At 64.3% G+C, this 16528-nt stretch carries 15 protein-coding genes and 1 tRNA gene; 6 read left to right on the top strand and 10 right to left on the bottom strand.

Features of this window, described 5'->3' with window-relative positions:
* Nucleotides 1–2: 2 nt before the first annotated feature.
* Both ATC00_RS04295 and ATC00_RS04290 read right to left on the bottom strand, forming a co-directional pair.
* A complete protein-coding gene (locus ATC00_RS04295; RefSeq protein ID WP_064252084.1) occupies nucleotides 3–740 on the bottom strand; it encodes an RlmE family RNA methyltransferase in 738 nt (245 codons plus the stop codon).
* A complete protein-coding gene (locus tag ATC00_RS04290) occupies nucleotides 737–2299 on the bottom strand; it encodes a Ppx/GppA phosphatase family protein (RefSeq protein ID WP_064252083.1) in 1563 nt (520 codons plus the stop codon). Before ATC00_RS04290 ends, ATC00_RS04295 begins: the two co-directional genes overlap by 4 nt.
* Nucleotides 2300–2597: 298 nt before the next feature.
* Here ATC00_RS04290 and ATC00_RS04285 point away from each other — a divergent pair.
* A tRNA-Gln gene (locus ATC00_RS04285) sits at nucleotides 2598–2671 on the top strand.
* A gap of 72 nt (nucleotides 2672–2743) precedes the next feature.
* Here ATC00_RS04285 and greA read toward each other — a convergent pair.
* Complete coding sequence (gene greA / locus ATC00_RS04280; protein WP_064252082.1) at nucleotides 2744–3226, bottom strand: transcription elongation factor GreA; 483 nt, start codon at nucleotides 3224–3226, stop codon at nucleotides 2744–2746.
* 271 nt (nucleotides 3227–3497) lie between these two features.
* Here greA and ATC00_RS04275 point away from each other — a divergent pair, with 271 nt between their 5' ends.
* Nucleotides 3498–5261, top strand: coding sequence for an adenylate/guanylate cyclase domain-containing protein (locus ATC00_RS04275; protein ID WP_037378965.1), 1764 nt, complete (start codon nucleotides 3498–3500; stop codon nucleotides 5259–5261).
* A 43-nt stretch (nucleotides 5262–5304) separates the two neighbouring features.
* Here the strand turns inward: ATC00_RS04275 and ATC00_RS04270 are convergent, their stop codons facing one another.
* Both ATC00_RS04270 and ATC00_RS04265 read right to left on the bottom strand, forming a co-directional pair.
* Nucleotides 5305–5937 (bottom strand): Vgb family protein, encoded by a 633-nt coding sequence (locus ATC00_RS04270; RefSeq protein ID WP_037378962.1) that lies wholly within the window; start codon nucleotides 5935–5937, stop codon nucleotides 5305–5307.
* A 45-nt stretch (nucleotides 5938–5982) separates the two neighbouring features.
* A complete protein-coding gene (locus tag ATC00_RS04265) occupies nucleotides 5983–7200 on the bottom strand; it encodes a hypothetical protein (RefSeq protein ID WP_064252081.1) in 1218 nt (405 codons plus the stop codon).
* A gap of 91 nt (nucleotides 7201–7291) precedes the next feature.
* Here ATC00_RS04265 and ATC00_RS04260 point away from each other — a divergent pair, with 91 nt between their 5' ends.
* Both ATC00_RS04260 and ATC00_RS04255 read left to right on the top strand, forming a co-directional pair.
* Nucleotides 7292–8089: a DUF899 domain-containing protein gene (locus tag ATC00_RS04260; RefSeq protein WP_064252080.1), complete on the top strand. Its 798-nt coding sequence runs from the start codon at nucleotides 7292–7294 to the stop codon at nucleotides 8087–8089.
* 6 nt (nucleotides 8090–8095) lie between these two features.
* A complete protein-coding gene (locus ATC00_RS04255) occupies nucleotides 8096–8401 on the top strand; it encodes a hypothetical protein (protein WP_064252079.1) in 306 nt (101 codons plus the stop codon).
* Between the two features lie 109 nt (nucleotides 8402–8510).
* On the opposite strand, the gene ATC00_RS04250 is transcribed toward ATC00_RS04255, so the two are convergent.
* The 3 genes from ATC00_RS04250 to ATC00_RS04240 all read right to left on the bottom strand — a co-directional run bounded on the left by ATC00_RS04250 (nucleotide 8511) and on the right by ATC00_RS04240 (nucleotide 13234).
* Nucleotides 8511–11471, bottom strand: coding sequence for a calcium-binding protein (locus tag ATC00_RS04250; RefSeq protein WP_064252078.1), 2961 nt, complete (start codon nucleotides 11469–11471; stop codon nucleotides 8511–8513).
* A gap of 165 nt (nucleotides 11472–11636) precedes the next feature.
* Complete coding sequence (locus tag ATC00_RS04245; protein ID WP_064252077.1) at nucleotides 11637–12002, bottom strand: hypothetical protein; 366 nt, start codon at nucleotides 12000–12002, stop codon at nucleotides 11637–11639.
* A gap of 92 nt (nucleotides 12003–12094) precedes the next feature.
* On the bottom strand, nucleotides 12095–13234 hold the full coding sequence (locus tag ATC00_RS04240; protein ID WP_082912008.1) for a fumarylacetoacetate hydrolase family protein: 1140 nt from the start codon (nucleotides 13232–13234) through the stop codon (nucleotides 12095–12097).
* Between the two features lie 292 nt (nucleotides 13235–13526).
* Between ATC00_RS04240 and ATC00_RS04235 the strand changes: the two genes are divergently transcribed.
* Both ATC00_RS04235 and ATC00_RS04230 read left to right on the top strand, forming a co-directional pair.
* Nucleotides 13527–13913, top strand: coding sequence for a hypothetical protein (locus ATC00_RS04235; protein WP_037378950.1), 387 nt, complete (start codon nucleotides 13527–13529; stop codon nucleotides 13911–13913).
* Nucleotides 13914–14031: 118 nt separating this feature from the next.
* Nucleotides 14032–14595, top strand: a complete 564-nt coding sequence (locus tag ATC00_RS04230) for an MgtC/SapB family protein (protein ID WP_037378948.1) — start codon at nucleotides 14032–14034, stop codon at nucleotides 14593–14595.
* A 43-nt stretch (nucleotides 14596–14638) separates the two neighbouring features.
* Here ATC00_RS04230 and ATC00_RS04225 read toward each other — a convergent pair whose 3' ends face one another.
* The gene (locus ATC00_RS04225; protein WP_037378946.1) at nucleotides 14639–14884 is read right to left on the bottom strand and encodes a hypothetical protein; all 246 of its coding nucleotides are present in this window, start codon (nucleotides 14882–14884) and stop codon (nucleotides 14639–14641) included.
* Between the two features lie 152 nt (nucleotides 14885–15036).
* Nucleotides 15037–16290 carry an NAD(P)/FAD-dependent oxidoreductase gene (locus ATC00_RS04220; protein WP_064252076.1) on the bottom strand — a complete coding sequence of 418 codons (1254 nt, stop codon included), beginning with the start codon at nucleotides 16288–16290 and terminating at the stop codon, nucleotides 15037–15039.
* Nucleotides 16291–16528 lie beyond the last annotated feature (238 nt).

The raw sequence follows: 16528 nt of genomic DNA, 5'->3' as shown, positions 1-16528 counted from the left end.
TCCTATTCCGCCGCGGCGTCTTCCGCCGTTTCCTCGCTGTCGGCCGCCTGCCGGCCCTTGAAATCCTTGGCGAGCAGGAACATCTCGACCGATTCAGCGCGCGACGAGGCCGGCTTTACATGGATGACCTGGCGGAAATTCTGCTTCAGCATGTTGAGAAGGTCGCGCTCCGTACCGCCCTGGAAGGTTTTTGCCAGGAAGTGCCCGCCCTTGGCGAGCACGTCGACGGCAAAGTGCGCCGCCACCTCGCAGAGATGCATTGTGCGCAGATGGTCGGTCTGGCGGTGGCCGGTGGTCGGCGCCGCCATGTCGGAGATGACGAGGTCGGGCGTGCCGCCGATCGCCTGCTTGAGCATCTCCGGCGCTTCGGGATCGAGGAAATCCATCTGCAGGAAGCGGACCCCCGGGATCGGATCCATCTCGAGAAAGTCGATCGCAGCGACGCGCGGATCCGCATCGGTCGAATTCGTCACCTTGGCGGCGATCTGCGACCAGCTGCCGGGTGCGGCACCGAGATCGATGATGCGCCGGGCGCCGGCCAGAATCTTGTGCTTCTCGTCGATCTCCAAGAGCTTGAAGGCCGCCCGGGCGCGATAGCCCTCGAGCTGGGCGCGCTGCACGTAGGGATCATTGATGTGCCGTTCGATCCAGCGGCGCGAGGAGGCCTTGAGCTTGCCCTTCTTCACCTTCTGACCGAGCTTGCGGCCGCTGCGGTTGCCGCCGATCGGGGATTTCGTCATGCCTTGTTCCCTTCTTGGGACCTTTGCCGCTCTTCGCCGGCCAGGGCCGGGCCGCGCTGCTGATAGCGACGCGGACGCCCGCGCCGCCAGGCCCCGTCATCGGCCATCATGTCGGTCAGCAGACCCTCTCTGAGCCCCCGGTCGGCGACACGCATGCGGTTCGACGGCCAGCGGCGGCGGATCGCCTCGAGGATGGCGCAGCCGGCGAGCACCAGATCGGCCCGGTCCGGACCGATGCAGGGATTGGCGGCACGCGCGGCGAAATCCCAGGAGAGCAGCCGCGCCTGCATCGCCGAGACCTCCTCGTCGGAGAGCCAGAGACCGTCGACGCGGCGCCGGTCGTAGCGCGGCAGATCGAGATGGACGCCGGCCAGCGTCGTCACCGTGCCCGACGTGCCGATCAGGTGGAAGCCGCTGCCGGAGGCGCTTTCCAGCGCTTCGACCGAGGGGCCGTCGAAGCGGTCGAGCATGCCTTCGACCTCGCGCACCATCGTCTCGAAACTATCAGGCGTGACATGCTCGCCGCCGTGGCGTTCGGACAGGGTGACGACGCCGACGGGCAGCGAGGTCCAATGGGTGATGTGGTTGGCAAGCCGGCTCGAGCGGTTGTCGCCGATGCGGATCACCGCGATTTCCGACGAGCCGCCGCCGATGTCGAAGAGCACGACCGACTTGGTCTCGCGATCGACGAGCGAGGAGCAGCCGGAAACGGCAAGCCGCGCCTCGGTTTCGCGATCGATGATTTCGAGGTCGAGGCCGGTTTCCTCGGCGACGCGCTTCATGAAGGCCGCGCCATTTTCGGCGGCGCGCGCCGCCTCGGTGGCGATCAGACGGCGACGGCGGATCGACCGGGCGTTGAGCTTGCCGGCGCAGATTTTCAACGCCTCGACGGAGCGCTCCATCGCATCGTCGGAGAGCCTGCCGCTGGCGCCAAGGCCCTCGCCGAGCCGGACGATGCGGGAAAAGGCGTCAACGACGCGGAACTGCCCCGGCCGGGTCGGCTGGGCGACCAGCAGGCGGCAATTGTTGGTGCCGAGATCGAGCGCCGCATAGAGCGGCGCCGGCGGCTCGCTCGGAGCCAGATAAGGAGCGCGCACCTCATCCTTGCGCGGCTGCTGGGCGAGCGGGACATCGCGCGAACGTTGGGTATCCGCGAGCCGCTCGGAGTCCAGCGGCTTGCCGCTGGAAGCGAGCGGCCGCCCCTGCAGACCACGTCTTTGACGCGCCTTCTTGCCGCGCTTCTGACCCTTCTTGTCGGTGATCGCCGGCTCGTGGGCGGCGCCGGAGACGGCGGCGGGAGCCTGGCCCTGCTGCCTTGCGGCCTTCGAACGGCGGCGCCGCTTGCGCTTGCGCGCCGGCTCCGCTTCGTCCAGTGCTGCGGGACGCCCTGCCTCTCCGGAAAGCCCGGATCGGCTGGCAATTGCAGACGGCGAACCGGACGGCTTGCGCCGCCTCCGTTTCCCCTTGCCGCCGCGCGGCACAAGCTTATGCGCCTCGCCACGACCTGCTGCCGACGCCCCGGTTTCAGACGGCTTTGCGCCGTGTTCGGGGTCTTTCACTTGTCTCAACCATCGCGCCGCGCGAAGCCTTCCGGCCGCTCAAGGCGCTCTCTCGATTTTGCGTTGGCGCGACTGTACCAGCGCCGCCCTTTTTCGCCAAACTTTTTTTAAGCCCCCGGATTCGGCCCAATTCTCTACCCCTTGGGGGCGAAGGCCACGCTCTGCATCGTCCTTACAAACGGATCGCACCTTCACCACAGGCCGGCCGCATTTTTTTGCCAAAAGGTATTTGCATCGGCGGTTCTTTTGTTTATAAGCCCGCCACACCGACGCGGGCGACCACACCGCCTGCAGGCCTTGGGGAATAGGTTAACGGTAGACCAGCGGACTCTGACTCCGTTAGTCCTGGTTCGAATCCAGGTTCCCCAGCCACTTTTTTCTTTGTCATTGAATTCCCCTCTCGCCAGCGCGCGGAATCACACCACATGCGCCGAAGGGAGTACGCTAAGAAATAGCGACAATCTCGAGCTCGTGATCGCCTACGCTGACGACGTCCCCAATCGTTTTGCCCATGAGAACCCTCGCGACCGGAGAAACATACGAAATCGACCCGAGCTTCGGGTCTGCTTCGTCCTCGCCGACGATCCGATAGGTCTGTACCCGCCCATCATCGCGGCTGAAGGTTACCGTGCTGCCGAAGGCCACGGTTTCATCTGAAGTTGGATCCGGCATCAGCTGAGCCGTGCGAACCCTTTCCGCGAAGTAGCGCAGATCACGCATGGGTCCCGCAGCTTGCCGCCGGCGCTCGTTCACGTCTTCTATAGTGCTTGCAGCAGAATAGCCCTCGCGAGCCTGTTGGAGCTGCGCTTCCAGAGCCTTCAATCCCGCTTCCGTCACAAGGTTCGGATGTGACGAAATCGGGCGGTCAGGCAGCAGAGTTTCCGAAGCTGTTTCGGCACTCTCTTCCTTCGTGAAGGCAACGCTCAATTTCGGGACTCCGTTTAGACGGTGTGCACTCTCGAGCATACGACAACAACCGTTCGACCGCCAATATAGAGCGGTCGGTAGTCCGCGGCGATTACACCCTACGATTCCGGTAATGAACTGACATTGTCGGCTTTCGAATTCTGGGCTCGATGCCGCCATACGGTAGATAACCGTGGTCTGGCGCTAGCAGCCGACCAAGGCCTTTGCCGAATAGACAGCGAAGCAAGACGCCAGTAAAATCGACAAAGGTGCTAGGAAGGCGCCATTGCTCATGGCCAATGAAACCATCAGACGCCGGCTTGCCGCCATCTTGGCGGCCGACGTAGTCGGTTATAGCCGGCTCATGGAGAGGGATGAGAAGAGCACGCACACCCTGCTGATGGCGCGTTGGAAAGAGGTGCTGGAGCCGCTGGTCGAAACGCATCAAGGCCGCGTCTTCAAGAGGACCGGCGACGGCATGCTTGTGGAGTTCGGCAGCGCGGTAAACGCTGTTGAATGCGCGGCCGCACTTCAGCAGGCCATGGCGGCTGCGAACAGAGCCACGCCGGACGAGCGGGCGATCCTCCTCCGGGTCGGCGTTAACCTCGGCGATATCATGGTCGAGGACAGCGATCTCTACGGCGATGGCGTGAATGTGGCGGCCCGGATCGAGGCACTTGCGGATCCTGGCGGCGTGGCGATTTCGGATGGTATCCATGAATATGTGCACGGGCGCATCGGACTTGGGTTCGTCGACGGCGGTTATCACGCCGTCAAGAACATCGAGCGCCAGGTCCACATCTGGACCTGGTCACCGGACGACCGTACGAGCGCTCCCGTCGAGATTGCTGGCAAGGCCCCGCCGCAACTTCCAAAGAAGCCCTCCATCGCCGTTCTACCCTTCGACAACATGTCCGGCGACCCGGAGCAGGGCTATTTCGCGGATGGCATAACCGAGGACATCATCACGGATCTCTCGAAGGTCTCCGGCCTATTCGTCATCGCGCGCAATTCCTCTTTCGCCTACAAGGGCACGACGCCGGACATCCGCAAGGTGAGCCGGGACCTCGGCGTCCGCTACGTCCTGGAAGGGAGCGTGCGCAGAGCTGCCGACCGCATCCGCATCAACGCCCAGATGATCGACGGCACCACGGGCGGTCATCTGTGGGCGGAGCGCTACGATCGCGGGCTTGAAGATATCTTCGCGGTTCAGGATGAAGTGACCCGCACAATCGTCAATGCGCTCAGAGTGAAGCTGACAGCCGGGGAAGAGGAGCGCCGCGAGGTCCGCGGCAAGGTGGATCCGGAAGCCTATGACCTGCTCGTTCGTGCCCGTCAGGCCATCGTGCAGTTCAACGCCCAATCCTCCCTGGAAGCACGCGGCATGCTGCAGCGCGCCATTGCGATCGATCCCGCATTGGCAGCTGCTTATGCTTCGCTTGCGATCATCGCCTTGACCGATTTTATCAATCGGTGGAACGACGCGACACCTGAATATCTCACACAGGCGCTCGAGCTGGCCCGGAAGGCAATCGATACGGACGACACCGAGCCGTTAGGCCCTCACGCACTCTCACTTGCTCTTTCCTGGATGCGGCGTCTCGACGAGGCGGAGGACGCCGCACAGCGGGCGATCGAGCTCGATCCCAATTTGGCCAGCGCCCAGACCGCACTCGGCACCATAAGGGATTTCCAGGGTCGGCACGAGGAAGCCCTGGAGCTATACGCACGAGCCCACCGGCTTGATCCGCAATTCGACCTGTCTCTGCATTTCCAGGGTCGGGCTCTCTTAAGCCTCGGGCGTTTTGACGAGGCGGAGATCGCGTTCAAGCGTCGGCTGACGCTTTCGCCACGATCGGACATGACGCGTTTTTATCTCGCCTGCCTTTATGGTCGCATCGGGCGCCACGAGGAAGCGCGGCGCTATTGGCGCGAGGTATTGGAGGTCAACCCCAGCTTTTCCTTCGATCACCTGCGGCGGGCTTTACCCTACCGCGATCCCAATCTGCTCGATCGGCTGGTGGACGGTCTCCGCGAGGCCGGAATCTCCCTCTAGATTAAATAACGGGATCAGCGGAGCCACGATCAGCGACAAAGCCTCACTTCGGCCGCCGCACCGTCCTTACCTTCCCGCTCTTTCCGCCGCCGCAGAAGAACCGATCGCCGCCATCGGATTCGAGACCCGATACGCCCATTCCCGCGGGCATGTCGAGGGTCTCCAACACCTTGCCGGACTCAGGATCGACCCGCCTCACCTCGCTCTCGTCACCCTCCCAGGTGCCGTGCCAAAGCTCGCCATCTATCCAGGTCACACCGGTAACGACGCGGTTGGACTCGATGGTACGAAGAACCGCGCCGGTTTCGGGGTCGATCTGATGTATCTTCCGGCCGCGATGCTGCCCGACCCAGAGCGTTCCCTCGGCCCAGGCGAGCCCCGAGTCTCCGCCGTTGCCTGGCGCCGGGATCGTCGAAATCACGCGGCCGGTCTTGGGGTCGATCTTCTGGATGCGGTCCTCGGCGATTTGAAAGAGGTGCCGGCCGTCGAAGGCGGTGCCGGCGTGGGCAGCGACATCGATCGAGCGCACCGTCTCACCGCTTGCCGGATCGAAGGCATTAAGCTTGTCACCGGAAGCGAACCAGACATGCTCGCCGTCGAAAGTGACGCCATGCACGTTGTCGGCGCCCTCAAAGGGTCCATATTCGCGGAGGATTTCGGCCTGAGCGTGTTTCATGTGTTCATCCCATTCGATCGGTTGCGATATTCTGATGCGCTGATGCTAGTCGCCCGGCAGCGCGCCGGGGAGTAACAAGATTGTCGGGAATGCCGGCACCGGCGGAGTGATCCAGCGGCGCGCCCGGCCGCGGCCGAAGGACTGCACCTTGCCGGCGGCCACAAGCGCTTCCAGGGCCCGCTGCACCGTGCGCGGGCTGCTGCCAAGGGCAATCGCCAGCGCCGAGCTCGACCACGCCTCCCCGTCGGAAAGAAGGGCGAGCACCGCCGCATGCTGCCCTTCAAGGGGCGGCGCCAGCACCACGACCTCGCCTGTGCGCGGCACCAGGGCAAACCCGCGCTTCGTCGCCCTCACCTCCGCCACGGTCCCGAGCTCCGCCCGGAGCCTGCCGATCTCGACGCGTAGGCGTGCGCGATGCGATTCATCGGCATGCTTGGCCCGGAAGGCGCGTGCGACGAGCGCGCCTCTCGGCACGTCACCGGGCCAGGCTTCGCCGAGCGCGCGCGCCAGCGCGAAGAGAACCGGCCGCGTCGCAAGCGACACCGCCGCGCTTCCGCCCCGCACGACATGGCGACAGGCGTCCACCACAAGCGCCTTCGACGCCAGCAATGTTTCGACTTCCTCGAGCAGCAAGGGGCGCGACCCGCCCCGGGCGATCAGCCGTGCCGCCGGGGAGTCAAGGACGAGGGATGCGCTTGCGACCTCCGCCGCCAGTGCGGGAATATCGGCTTCGTGCGCGGCTTGCTCGGCGCGCGCAAGCGCTGCCCGGGCTGCCTTGGTCCTGAGGCGCCGGATTGCGATCCCGGCCACGACCAGCTCGTAGGCGGCCCGCGCGGCGGGCGGAAGCGGGTCGGGGTCGATCTCGGCGAGCGCACGCTCGGCCTCGTCCAGCCGGCCGACCAGGAGCAGGCGCCTCACCTTGAGATTGCGTGCATGCGCGGCATTTACCCAGTCGCGATGCTTTTCGAGCGTCGCCCGTGCCGTGTCGAGCGCCTTCTCGGGCCAGGAGAGATCGCGCGAGACAAGGGCGATTTCGGCCTCGGCGACGACGCATCTCGCGCGGGCCATCGCCTCCCTCGGACCGAAGGCGCGTCCGGCATTCCTGAGGAGGGTCTTTGCCCGCGCAAAGTCGCCGAGCTGGGCCATGGCGATACCCCTCAGCGCCAGCGCGGGCGGATCGTCGCGCAGCGCAACCCGCTTCAAGGCGCCGAGCGGGTCTCCCGTCGCGAGCGCGCGCGCCGCAGCGGTGATCAGCGAGTCCATCGAAATCCCGTCACACTTGTAACTCCCACCGCCTCCACGTCCGGCGCTAACTCTATGCCGTGACCCATCGAGCCGAAAGAGGAGACAGGCGATGACGGAAAACAGGACCGGGACACGCGAAGAATGGCTGGCCGCCCGGCTGGAACTGCTGAAGGCCGAGAAGGAGCTGACCCGCCGGAGCGACGAGCTGGCGCGGCAGCGCCAGGCCTTGCCCTGGGTCAGGATCGACAAGGATTACCGCTTCGAGACCGACGCAGGCAGTGCCTCGCTCAGGGACCTTTTCCGGGGCCGCTCGCAACTGCTCGTCTACCATTTCATGTTCGGGCCGGATTACACCGCCGGATGCCCCTCCTGCTCCGCGATCGCCGACGGATTCAACGGCATCGTCGTCCATCTCGAGAACCACGACGTCGCCTTTTCGGCGATATCCCGCGCGCCGCTCGCAAAGCTGCAGGCCTACAAGCGGCGGATGGGCTGGAGCTTTCCCTGGGCGTCCTCGAACGATGGCGATTTCAATCGCGATTTCAGCGTCTGGTTCACCGCGGATGAACAGCGAGAGGGCCGCATCGAATACAACTTCCGCCGCGAGCCGCCCGCACCCGAGCCGCTTGCAGGAAAGACCGTGCAGGAATGGCAGTTGCGCGGCAGCGAGGGACCGGTCGCCCAGATCGCAGCCATGACCGGAACCGACGTCGCCACCTATACGCGCGACAGGCCGGGGCTCAGCGCCTTCGTGCTCGAGGACGGCGTCGTCTACCATAGCTATTCCAGCTATGCGCGCGGACTGGACGGCATATGGGGCATGTATCAGTGGCTCGACCGTGCGCCGCTGGGGCGCAACGAGACCGGCGTCTGGTGGCGCCGGCACGACGAGTATGGCCAGGGCTGACTGCCAATGTTGCGCCACTCCAATTGCTCGGGGACGACGGCCGCCGGTAGCGGGTCTGCCGATGCCTCCAGCTGCAACGCCAACGCCCTAAGGACAGCTGATTGGCTGTCCTTCGCGGCAGCGCCGACCTTCGCCGTCATGGCAGTGCTGACCGGCCTGCTTGACGGCCCGCAGGACATGCTCTGCGCGGCGGCCGGCGATGCGTCCGGCCTGACCGGCATGGTACCGATGTACGCGCTGATGAGCGCCTTCCATTCGGCGCCCTGGCTAAGGCTGATTTCCAGCTGGCGAAGATCCGCGCACCGGGCTTGATGCGCCGACCTTCTCGACAGCGGCTGCCAGCGGCTCTCGAAGACAGGTGTGAATCGCTGCAGGGGCCGCCATGCATTTTGGCTGCCCCTGCAGCGATTCACGGGATCGGCTATGCCACCAGGAGGAAATCGGTGGCGGCGAGCGACGTGACCTTGTTCAACGTCGCCATCAGCACGGCGTCGGCCTCGTTGCCGGTGCCGTCGGCGTCGTACCAGAGGCGGCCATTGTCCGTCTCGAAGAAGAACTGGGCGGCCGTGCCCGTCGCCTTCTGGTCCGTGCCGGAATAGAGCACCAGGTTGGAGAAGTGGAACGCGCTCTTGTCGATGACGAGCTTGTCCTCGCCGCGCTTGAAGTCGGTGATCTGGTCACCGGAGCCGATCGAGTCACCCGAGGCATAGATGAACTGGTCCGCGCCGGTGCCGCCGGTCAGCAGGTCGCCGTGGGCACCCCCTTCGAGCTTGTCGTTGCCAGCGCGCCCATCGAGCCTGTCGTCCCCCAACCCACCGCTGAGGCTGTTGCCGGCGCTGTTGCCTAGGATTGTATCGTCGTTGTTGTGGCCGACAACGTTTTCTATGCTGACAAGCGTCAGCCCGGTCGCCACCCCGCCGTTCCTGGCACTGTTCTCCAGGTCGACGATCACCGACCGGTCGGACACGATGTCGAATTCGAGCGTGTCGACACCGGAGCCGCCGTCGAAATAGTCGGTGCCCGTCTCATCGTTGTAGCGGTCGAACGTGTCGTTGCCCGCATCGCCATAGAGTTTGTCGTTACCCTTTCCGTCGACCAGATAGTCATTGCCGGCGCCGCCCCTGAGCGTATCGTTTCCGAGGCCGCCGTCGAGATAATCGATTTGCGCGCTACCGGTCACCGTGTCCCTGCCCGAGCCACCCACATATTCGAGCGCCTCCATGCCGGTAAACGACGTGTTGGCGTTCACCTTGACGAGGCCGTTTCCGAAGGCGAAGGACACGTCGAAGGTTTCGTCGCCGAACTCGATAACAAGACTGTCGAAGCCGTCGCCGCCGGAAGCGTAGTCGCCGGCATTGATGTTGAGAACGTCGTTGCCCTTCTCGCCGTAGAGCCAGTCAGCACTGGTGTCCTTGATGCCGCCGCAGGCCCAAAGCACGTCGTTGCCATCGCCACCGTAGAGCCTGTCTGCGCCCGTCCAGCCGGTCAGCTCGTCGTTGCCGGCAAGACCCTTCAGCGTATCGTTGCCGCCCATCCCGTTGAGGTCGTCGTCAAGATTGCCAGCCGTCAGGCTGTCGTGCCCCGCGCCTGAGGTGAAGTTCACCACCTCGACATTTCTCACAGTGATGTCACCGTTGACCACCGTCGCGTTGGCGGAAAGCACAAAGGACAGATTCTTCGTGCTGTCGTTCCGGCTGATCCAGACCGTGTCGGTTCCCGATCCGCCGTCGACGGCGTATCGGCCTGCCGTCGAGCCACCCGCGTAGTTGACGCTCAGGGAGTCGTCGCCTGCGCCACCGAGCATGGTGGTCAGTGCCGTTCCCGTCTCCGTCGCAGCGGAAATGGTGTCGTTGCCGTTGCCGCCATCGAGCCTGTTGGTGCCGCCGCCATAGTCGGCGATGCGGTCGTCACCGTCTCCGCCCAAGACCGTGTCGCTGCCGCTGGTGCTGTAGAAGCTGTCGCCGCCTTTGCCGCCGGTCAGCCTGTTGTTGCCGGCGCCGGCATCGACGTTGATATACGCCGCAGTGCCGGCGGATATGACGTCGCTGCCGTTGCCGGTGTCAATGGTGAAGCTCTCGCCATCGGTGACGACGGTTCCATCGGAAAGCTTGGCGGTCGTGCCGGAAACGGTGAAGGTCATGGCACTGTTGATATCGGAACGATCGATCCAGACCGAATCAGTGCCGCTGCCGGCCCTGATCGTATCCTTGCCGCCGCTGCCGACGATCAACAGGTCGTTGCCGTCGCCGCCGTCGAGGACGTCGCTGCCGAGGCCGCCGTCGAGATGATCGTTGCCGCCAAGGCCGACGAGCGTGTCGTTGCCCGATTTTCCGGAAAGCGTATCGGCGCCGGTCCACCCGGTGAACCGGTCGGTCGCGTCCGAGCCGTAGATGTCGTAGGCTTCAAAATTGACGACGGTGGTGCCGTTGGAAAGTGTCTGCTTGATCGAGGAGGCCTTGGCGGTGAAGGTTCCAGAGAGACCGATCAGTTCGACCTCGTCGTAGCCGACGCCGCCGTCGAGCACGTCCTTGCCGTCGCCTGCCCAGCTTTCCATGTTGTGGCGGATCGTATCGTTGCCCGCCCCGCCGAGGACCGTGTCGTCATCGCCGTCGCCGGCGAGATAATCGTCCTCCGAGCCGCCATCGATGATGTCGCGGCCAGAGCCGCCGGAGATGGTATCGGTGCCGCTCTCACCCTTGATGTTGTCGTTCCCGTAGCTGCCGTAGAGGTAGTCGCCGCCGGCGCCGCCGAGCAGGGTGTCGTTGCCGTCGTCCGCGGAAAGCCAGTCGATTCCGTAACCGCCGGAGAGATAGTCGTCGCCGATGCCCCCCAGCACGGAATCACCCCCGTTGCCGCCATAAATCCTGTCGTTGCCGGCGTCTCCCTCGAGCCAGTCCTCACCAATGCCGCCGCTCAGAACGTCATTCCCGGCGCCGCCTTCGAACCAATCGTCCCAGCGGCCGCCGGTGAAGGTATCGGCGTAGTTGCTGCCCACCAGTTCGAAGCTTTCGACATTGACGATCGTGGCGCCGAAGACGGATTTCGAGACGATCGGGTCAAACGCGGCAAAAGAAACCCCCTTGCCGGATGCGCTGAAATCGACGCGGAGTTCATCGAAGCCGAGAGCGCCGTCGATCCTGTCGCCGGCGAGATCCGCGACGCCGAGGTTGCTGATTTCGTCATCGCCCGTGCCGGCATTGATCGTATCCGCTCCGAGACCGCCGGTTATCGTATCCTCGCCGGAACCGGCGGCGATTGAGTTGCTGCCGCCGTCGCCGTTCACCGTCTGGTTGCCGACACCGGGAATGGTGTAGCCGGCGGCCAACGGGTCAAGCGCGAGCGCCGCCGGAAGCGGCGCCTTGGACTTCACATTTTTGCTCATGGCTTCCTCGAGAGTTGGGGTTGCTGCGCCGATCTGGCGTGAGCAAATTGCTAATCTGCGGAAGAGCCAGGAGTTGTTCCTACGGGAACAGGGATGCAATCATGAGGTTGTAGCGGCAGACAGGCCGGGCATCGGCTGAATGCGCGCCGATCCAAGTGATGGCCCTCAGTCCGCCGAATAGAACTGCAACGTAAACACATTGCCCGCGATTTCGTCGGCGAGTTCCGGGGCAAACTCCAGCGGCATGCAGTTCTCGAGCGCTGTCATCGCAGCCGCGACGAAGGCCTTGCGCTGGTCTGCGTCTCCGGTAACCCGGATCGCCGTCGGCTGGGGCGGGCCCATCAGCGTGCCGTTGCCGCGGAAGCCGAATTTGAGCGTGACGAAGGAATCCTTGATGCCGGCGGGAGGCGTCCAGCACTTGCCGAGCGCATTGCTGACCTCCTCAATGCTGCGCAACGGTTCGGCCCGCAGCGGATACGCCGCGACTGCGACGAACAGGCTGGCCGCGGCCAACCCGAAGGCGACTTTCATTTCGACCCCCCAACCCCTGAAAGAACGATCAATCCAGCCGTCAGAGATTGCGTCGAACGGCGCCCCGATGCAATCGGTCCAATCTCCTCGCTCTAAAGCAAGCCCCGGTCAGCGAGATTGCGCATCAGCGATGCGGCTCCGAACGTCCAGGGCGGGCAGTCGGTGGAAAGGCGAACCGTGTTGACGAGGCTGCCGAGGGCCGGGCTCGAGATCGTCACCACGTCGCCGATCTTGTGCGTGAAACCCTGGCCCGGCTCGCCGCGATCCTCGACCGGAGCGAAGAGCGTTCCCATGAACAGCAAAAGGCCGTCCGGATACTGGTGGTGCGGCCCAATCGTCTGGGCGACGAGATCGAGAGGGTCGCGGCTGATTTCGCGCATCGTGCTGGCGCCCTTAAGGCGAAAGCCGTCCGGGCCTTCGATCAGCAGATCGAGATCGGCGTTGCGCACGTCGTCGATCGCATAGGTCTCGTCGAAGAGGCGGATGAAGGGGCCGACCGAGCAGGAGGCGTTGTTGTCCTTGGCCTTGCCGAGAAGCAGCGCCGAGCGCCCCTCGACGTCGCGAAGATTGACATCGTTGCCGAGCGTCGCGCCCTTGGCACGCCCGTCGTCGGAAACCGCAAGGACGATCTCCGGCTCCGGGTTGTTCCAGCGCGAAATCGGATGCAGGCCGACCGCCGCACCTGAGCCGACCGCCGAGAGCGGCTGGGCCTTGGTGAAGACCTCGGCGTCGGGGCCGATGCCGACTTCGAGATATTGCGACCAGACGCCCTCCTCGATCAGCGCGGACTTGACATCGGCTGCCTCAGGCGATCCGGCCTTCAGGTTTCTCAAGCTGTTGCCGATGATTGCCGTCATCCGCGTGCGGATCGTCTCGGCCCGCGCGGCGTCGCCGGCAGCGCGCTCCTCGATGACGCGCTCGATCATCGAGCGGGCAAAGGTGACGCCGCAGGCCTTGACCGCCTGAAGGTCGCAAGGGGCAAGAAGATGAACCGCGTCCCGGCCGGGCTCCGCCTTTGCAAGGACGGCGTCGACGGAGGCAATGGCCTCTCCGGAGGCCGAACGCACATGGGCGACGGGATCGGGAAGCTCGAGGAGGTCGCGCATCGTCGGCACCGCCTTCGAAGTGATGTCGATCAATTCTCCCGCTCGGACGGTCACGAGGCTCGGCCCGTCGACGTCCGGGCGCCACGCACGTCCGACGAAGGTTCCAATTTCATAGGCCATGGTCATTCGCGTGCCTCCCCTGCTTGCTCGTCCGGCTCAAACCCGTTCAGTTCTTGCAGTCGAACGGTCACTCTGTAAAGGACCTTCTACCAACGCAGGTGTGTTTCAGAAGGACCGCAACGGAACCTTGCAATATTTCGCGCGTTTAATATTGCAGCACCTCTCCATCCACGATGGTGAGGCTCTACGTTATACTTGCGATGGTCGAACGCCCCTCCTTAAGTCCCCGCTGATTTAGGGAATCATGGCCGCCAGATGCTGGCGCCGAAGGACGATGGCCAGAAAGGATGATACTGCCATGGACCCAAACGACCAGTTGAAGGACAGACCTCCGGTCGATCCGGTTACAGGCCAGCCGGCGCCGCGTCCCGAAGTGCATGAGGAGCGCGCCGCCCGCAGCACTTGGCCGTTGCTCGTCATACTGCTTGCCGGTCTGGTGCTTGCGCTCATTGCTTGGCTCCCGGCCGAACTGACCAGAGATGCGGAGGATACTCCCACTTCCTCGACGACGACCACGACGGAGCCCGCGACCGACCAACCCGCCACAAGCGGAGAGGCGACAGCGCCGGCCGCAACGCCAGGGGGCACGACACCGGCTGAAACGCAACCTCAGCCGACGACCCCGGCACCGGCGCCGGCACCTGAAGGAACGGCACCGCAGCCGCAGACGCCTCCGGCCCAGTAACCGGAAAGCGACGATTTCGGGTGGAGAGGAGGCTCTCCGCCCCCTTGATCTGAGCTCCACCGCTCCGGCGTAGTGTCGCCTTGGCTTTGCAATCCACTTCTACGCGATCCGCACATTCATGGACCAGATCCTTGCCGACATCTTCGTTGGGACACGCACGCCCTATCCGGTCATCTTCGCACGGTTGGGGGGAGCAATCCTGCTCGGCGCTCTGATTGGCATAGAACGCGAAAAGCGCCAGCAACCCGCCGGTCTGAGGACGCATATCCTCGTCAGTCTTGCTTCGGCGATCTTCGCCGTGGTCGCGATCGAGAGCGTGCACATGACGAGCCTGTCGGGGCCGGAGGTCCGCATCGACCCGATCCGCGTCGTCGAAGCGGTGACCGCAGGGGTCGCCTTCCTGGCTGCCGGCATGATCGTGTTCTCGAAAGGGGAGGTCAAAGGCCTGACGACAGGCGCCGGCATGTGGCTCGCCGGCGCCGTCGGTCTGTCGATCGGCTTCGGCTTCTGGCTGATTGCCGCCTTCGCTGCGGTGGCCAGCCTCATCGTCCTCTTCATCCTCGGGCGGATGGAGGTGGCGCTGCAATGGAAGGCACCCGAGGGTGAAGAGGACGGCGCCGGCGAACCTCGCCGGAAAGACACTGCCGGGGCAGCTTCCGGATCGGGCGAGCGGAGGGGGTGAGAGAATGGCCTTACGCGCCGAGCGAGGTAAGCGCTTCGACGTATCAAACCGGGCAGGCGCTGACCATCGCTTCGCTGTGACCGGCAGGCGCAGGCCCTGCCCCGACCGGTTCCCTCTGGCGCAAGACATGCAGCGAGGCGACCGCCCGAAGCGCCTCCTCGGAGGTCGCAAAGATCCGGCCATCGAGAGACCACACGCTGTATTTGACCGCCACGAAACGCAATTGCCCATTGTCGGGGATCAGCGCGCCCACGGCCTCGCCGGCGAATTCGATCGTCTGCTTTTTCATTGAAGCGGCCCTCCCTCGCCGCCGGATTGGGGGCGGCTGGCTGCAAGGCAAAGGACGGACGCACTGAACCTTTACTCCAGCCGCGGGAGAAACACGCCTCCGCTGCTTTGGTTCCACATCGAACAAAAAATTGCTCCGGAAGATCGAGCAATTTACGCGAGGAAGCGGTCCGGCCTGTAGGGCGCAAGGTCGATCACCGTCTTCTCGCCCGTGATCGCTTCCGCAAGTGCTCGCCCCGTAACGGGGCCGAGGGTCATACCGTGATGGGCATGCCCGAAAGCGAACCACAGACCTTCGTGTCTGGGAGCCTTGCCGATGATCGGCATCATGTCGGGCGTGCAGGGGCGCGCACCGATCCACGGCTCCTCGTCGCGCCGCTCGGCGAGCGGGAAGAACTCGCGGGCGACGCGCTCCGCGCGGGTCAACTGTACGGGCGTTTTCGGCGCATCGCGAAGCGCGAATTCGGCCCCTGTGGTCAGGCGGATGCCGCGCAGCATTGGCGCCAGGAAATAGCCCATTTCCTCGTCCAGCACCCAATTGTTCAATTGTGCACCGTCCTTGGTGCCGTAGTGCATGTGATAGCCGCGCTTGACCGCAAGCGGGAAATGGTAGCCCAGCTTGCGCGTCACCGTGTCGGCCCAGGGGCCGAGGGCAACCACCACCTGACGGGCTTCGAGCGGGCCTTCCGGCGTTGCGACGCGCCAGCCGGGGCCCTCGAGAATATGTTCGAGCGTTGCGGCATCGCCCGAGACAAGCCGGCCACCGAGCGATTGGAAATAGCCGAGATAGGCCTTGTTCAGGCTGTGCGGGTCGCGGATCGACCAGGGATCGGACCAGCGCAGCCCGCCGGCCAGCTCAACCTGGATCGAGGGCTCAATGGTCTTCAGCTCGCTGGTCGAGAGTTTCTGGTGATTGACTCCGAAACCGGCCGAGAGCTTTTCAGCATCCTTGTAGGCTGCGTCGCGCTCCTTTTCAGTGCGGAACACCTTCATCCAGCCGTCCTTGCGGATGAGGTCGCCGGCGCCGGATGCGTCGATCAGATCGCTGTGCTCGGCGATCGAATTCTCGATCAGCGGTGCGTAGAGATGGGCGATCCGCTGATGCTGGGTGAAGCCCGAGTGCCACCAGTACCGCGCCAGGAAAGGCACTAGGCTCGGCAGCGCGCGGAAGTGATAGCTGGCATCGATCGTGTTGTTCAGCGCGTAGCGGAAGAGCGCGCCGAAATCGTGCGGAAATCCATAGGGAAAAACCCCTTCCCGCTGGATGAGGCCGGCATTGCCGTAGGAGGTCTCCTCTCCCGCGCCGCGACGATCGAGAAGCACCACCGACTTGCCGCGACGCGCCAGGTGAATGGCGGTCGAAATGCCGACGATCCCGGCGCCCAATACCACTACGTCAGTTTTCATAGACGATGCCCCGTTCTTTCGCCCGTTGGATCGATGCGTCACGCCTTCCGCCTTCCCGCCTCGAGAAATTCGGGAACAGAACCCAAACACAGGGCGTTCAGGCGCTCGTCGACAAAGTTCAAGTGATTTTGCCGCCACCCCCGAAGATACACGCATGAATAGCCAAGCGAACCAGGCTGGGCAAGGGACTGCAAAAGCCGCCACGAAAAGGGCGAGGCTTTAAGCCTCGCCCCTGCAA

Source organism: Sinorhizobium americanum (genome assembly GCF_001651855.1).
GTDB classification, from domain to species: Bacteria; Pseudomonadota; Alphaproteobacteria; order Rhizobiales; family Rhizobiaceae; genus Sinorhizobium; species Sinorhizobium americanum.
This window is presented reverse-complemented; position numbering and strand designations above follow the sequence as displayed.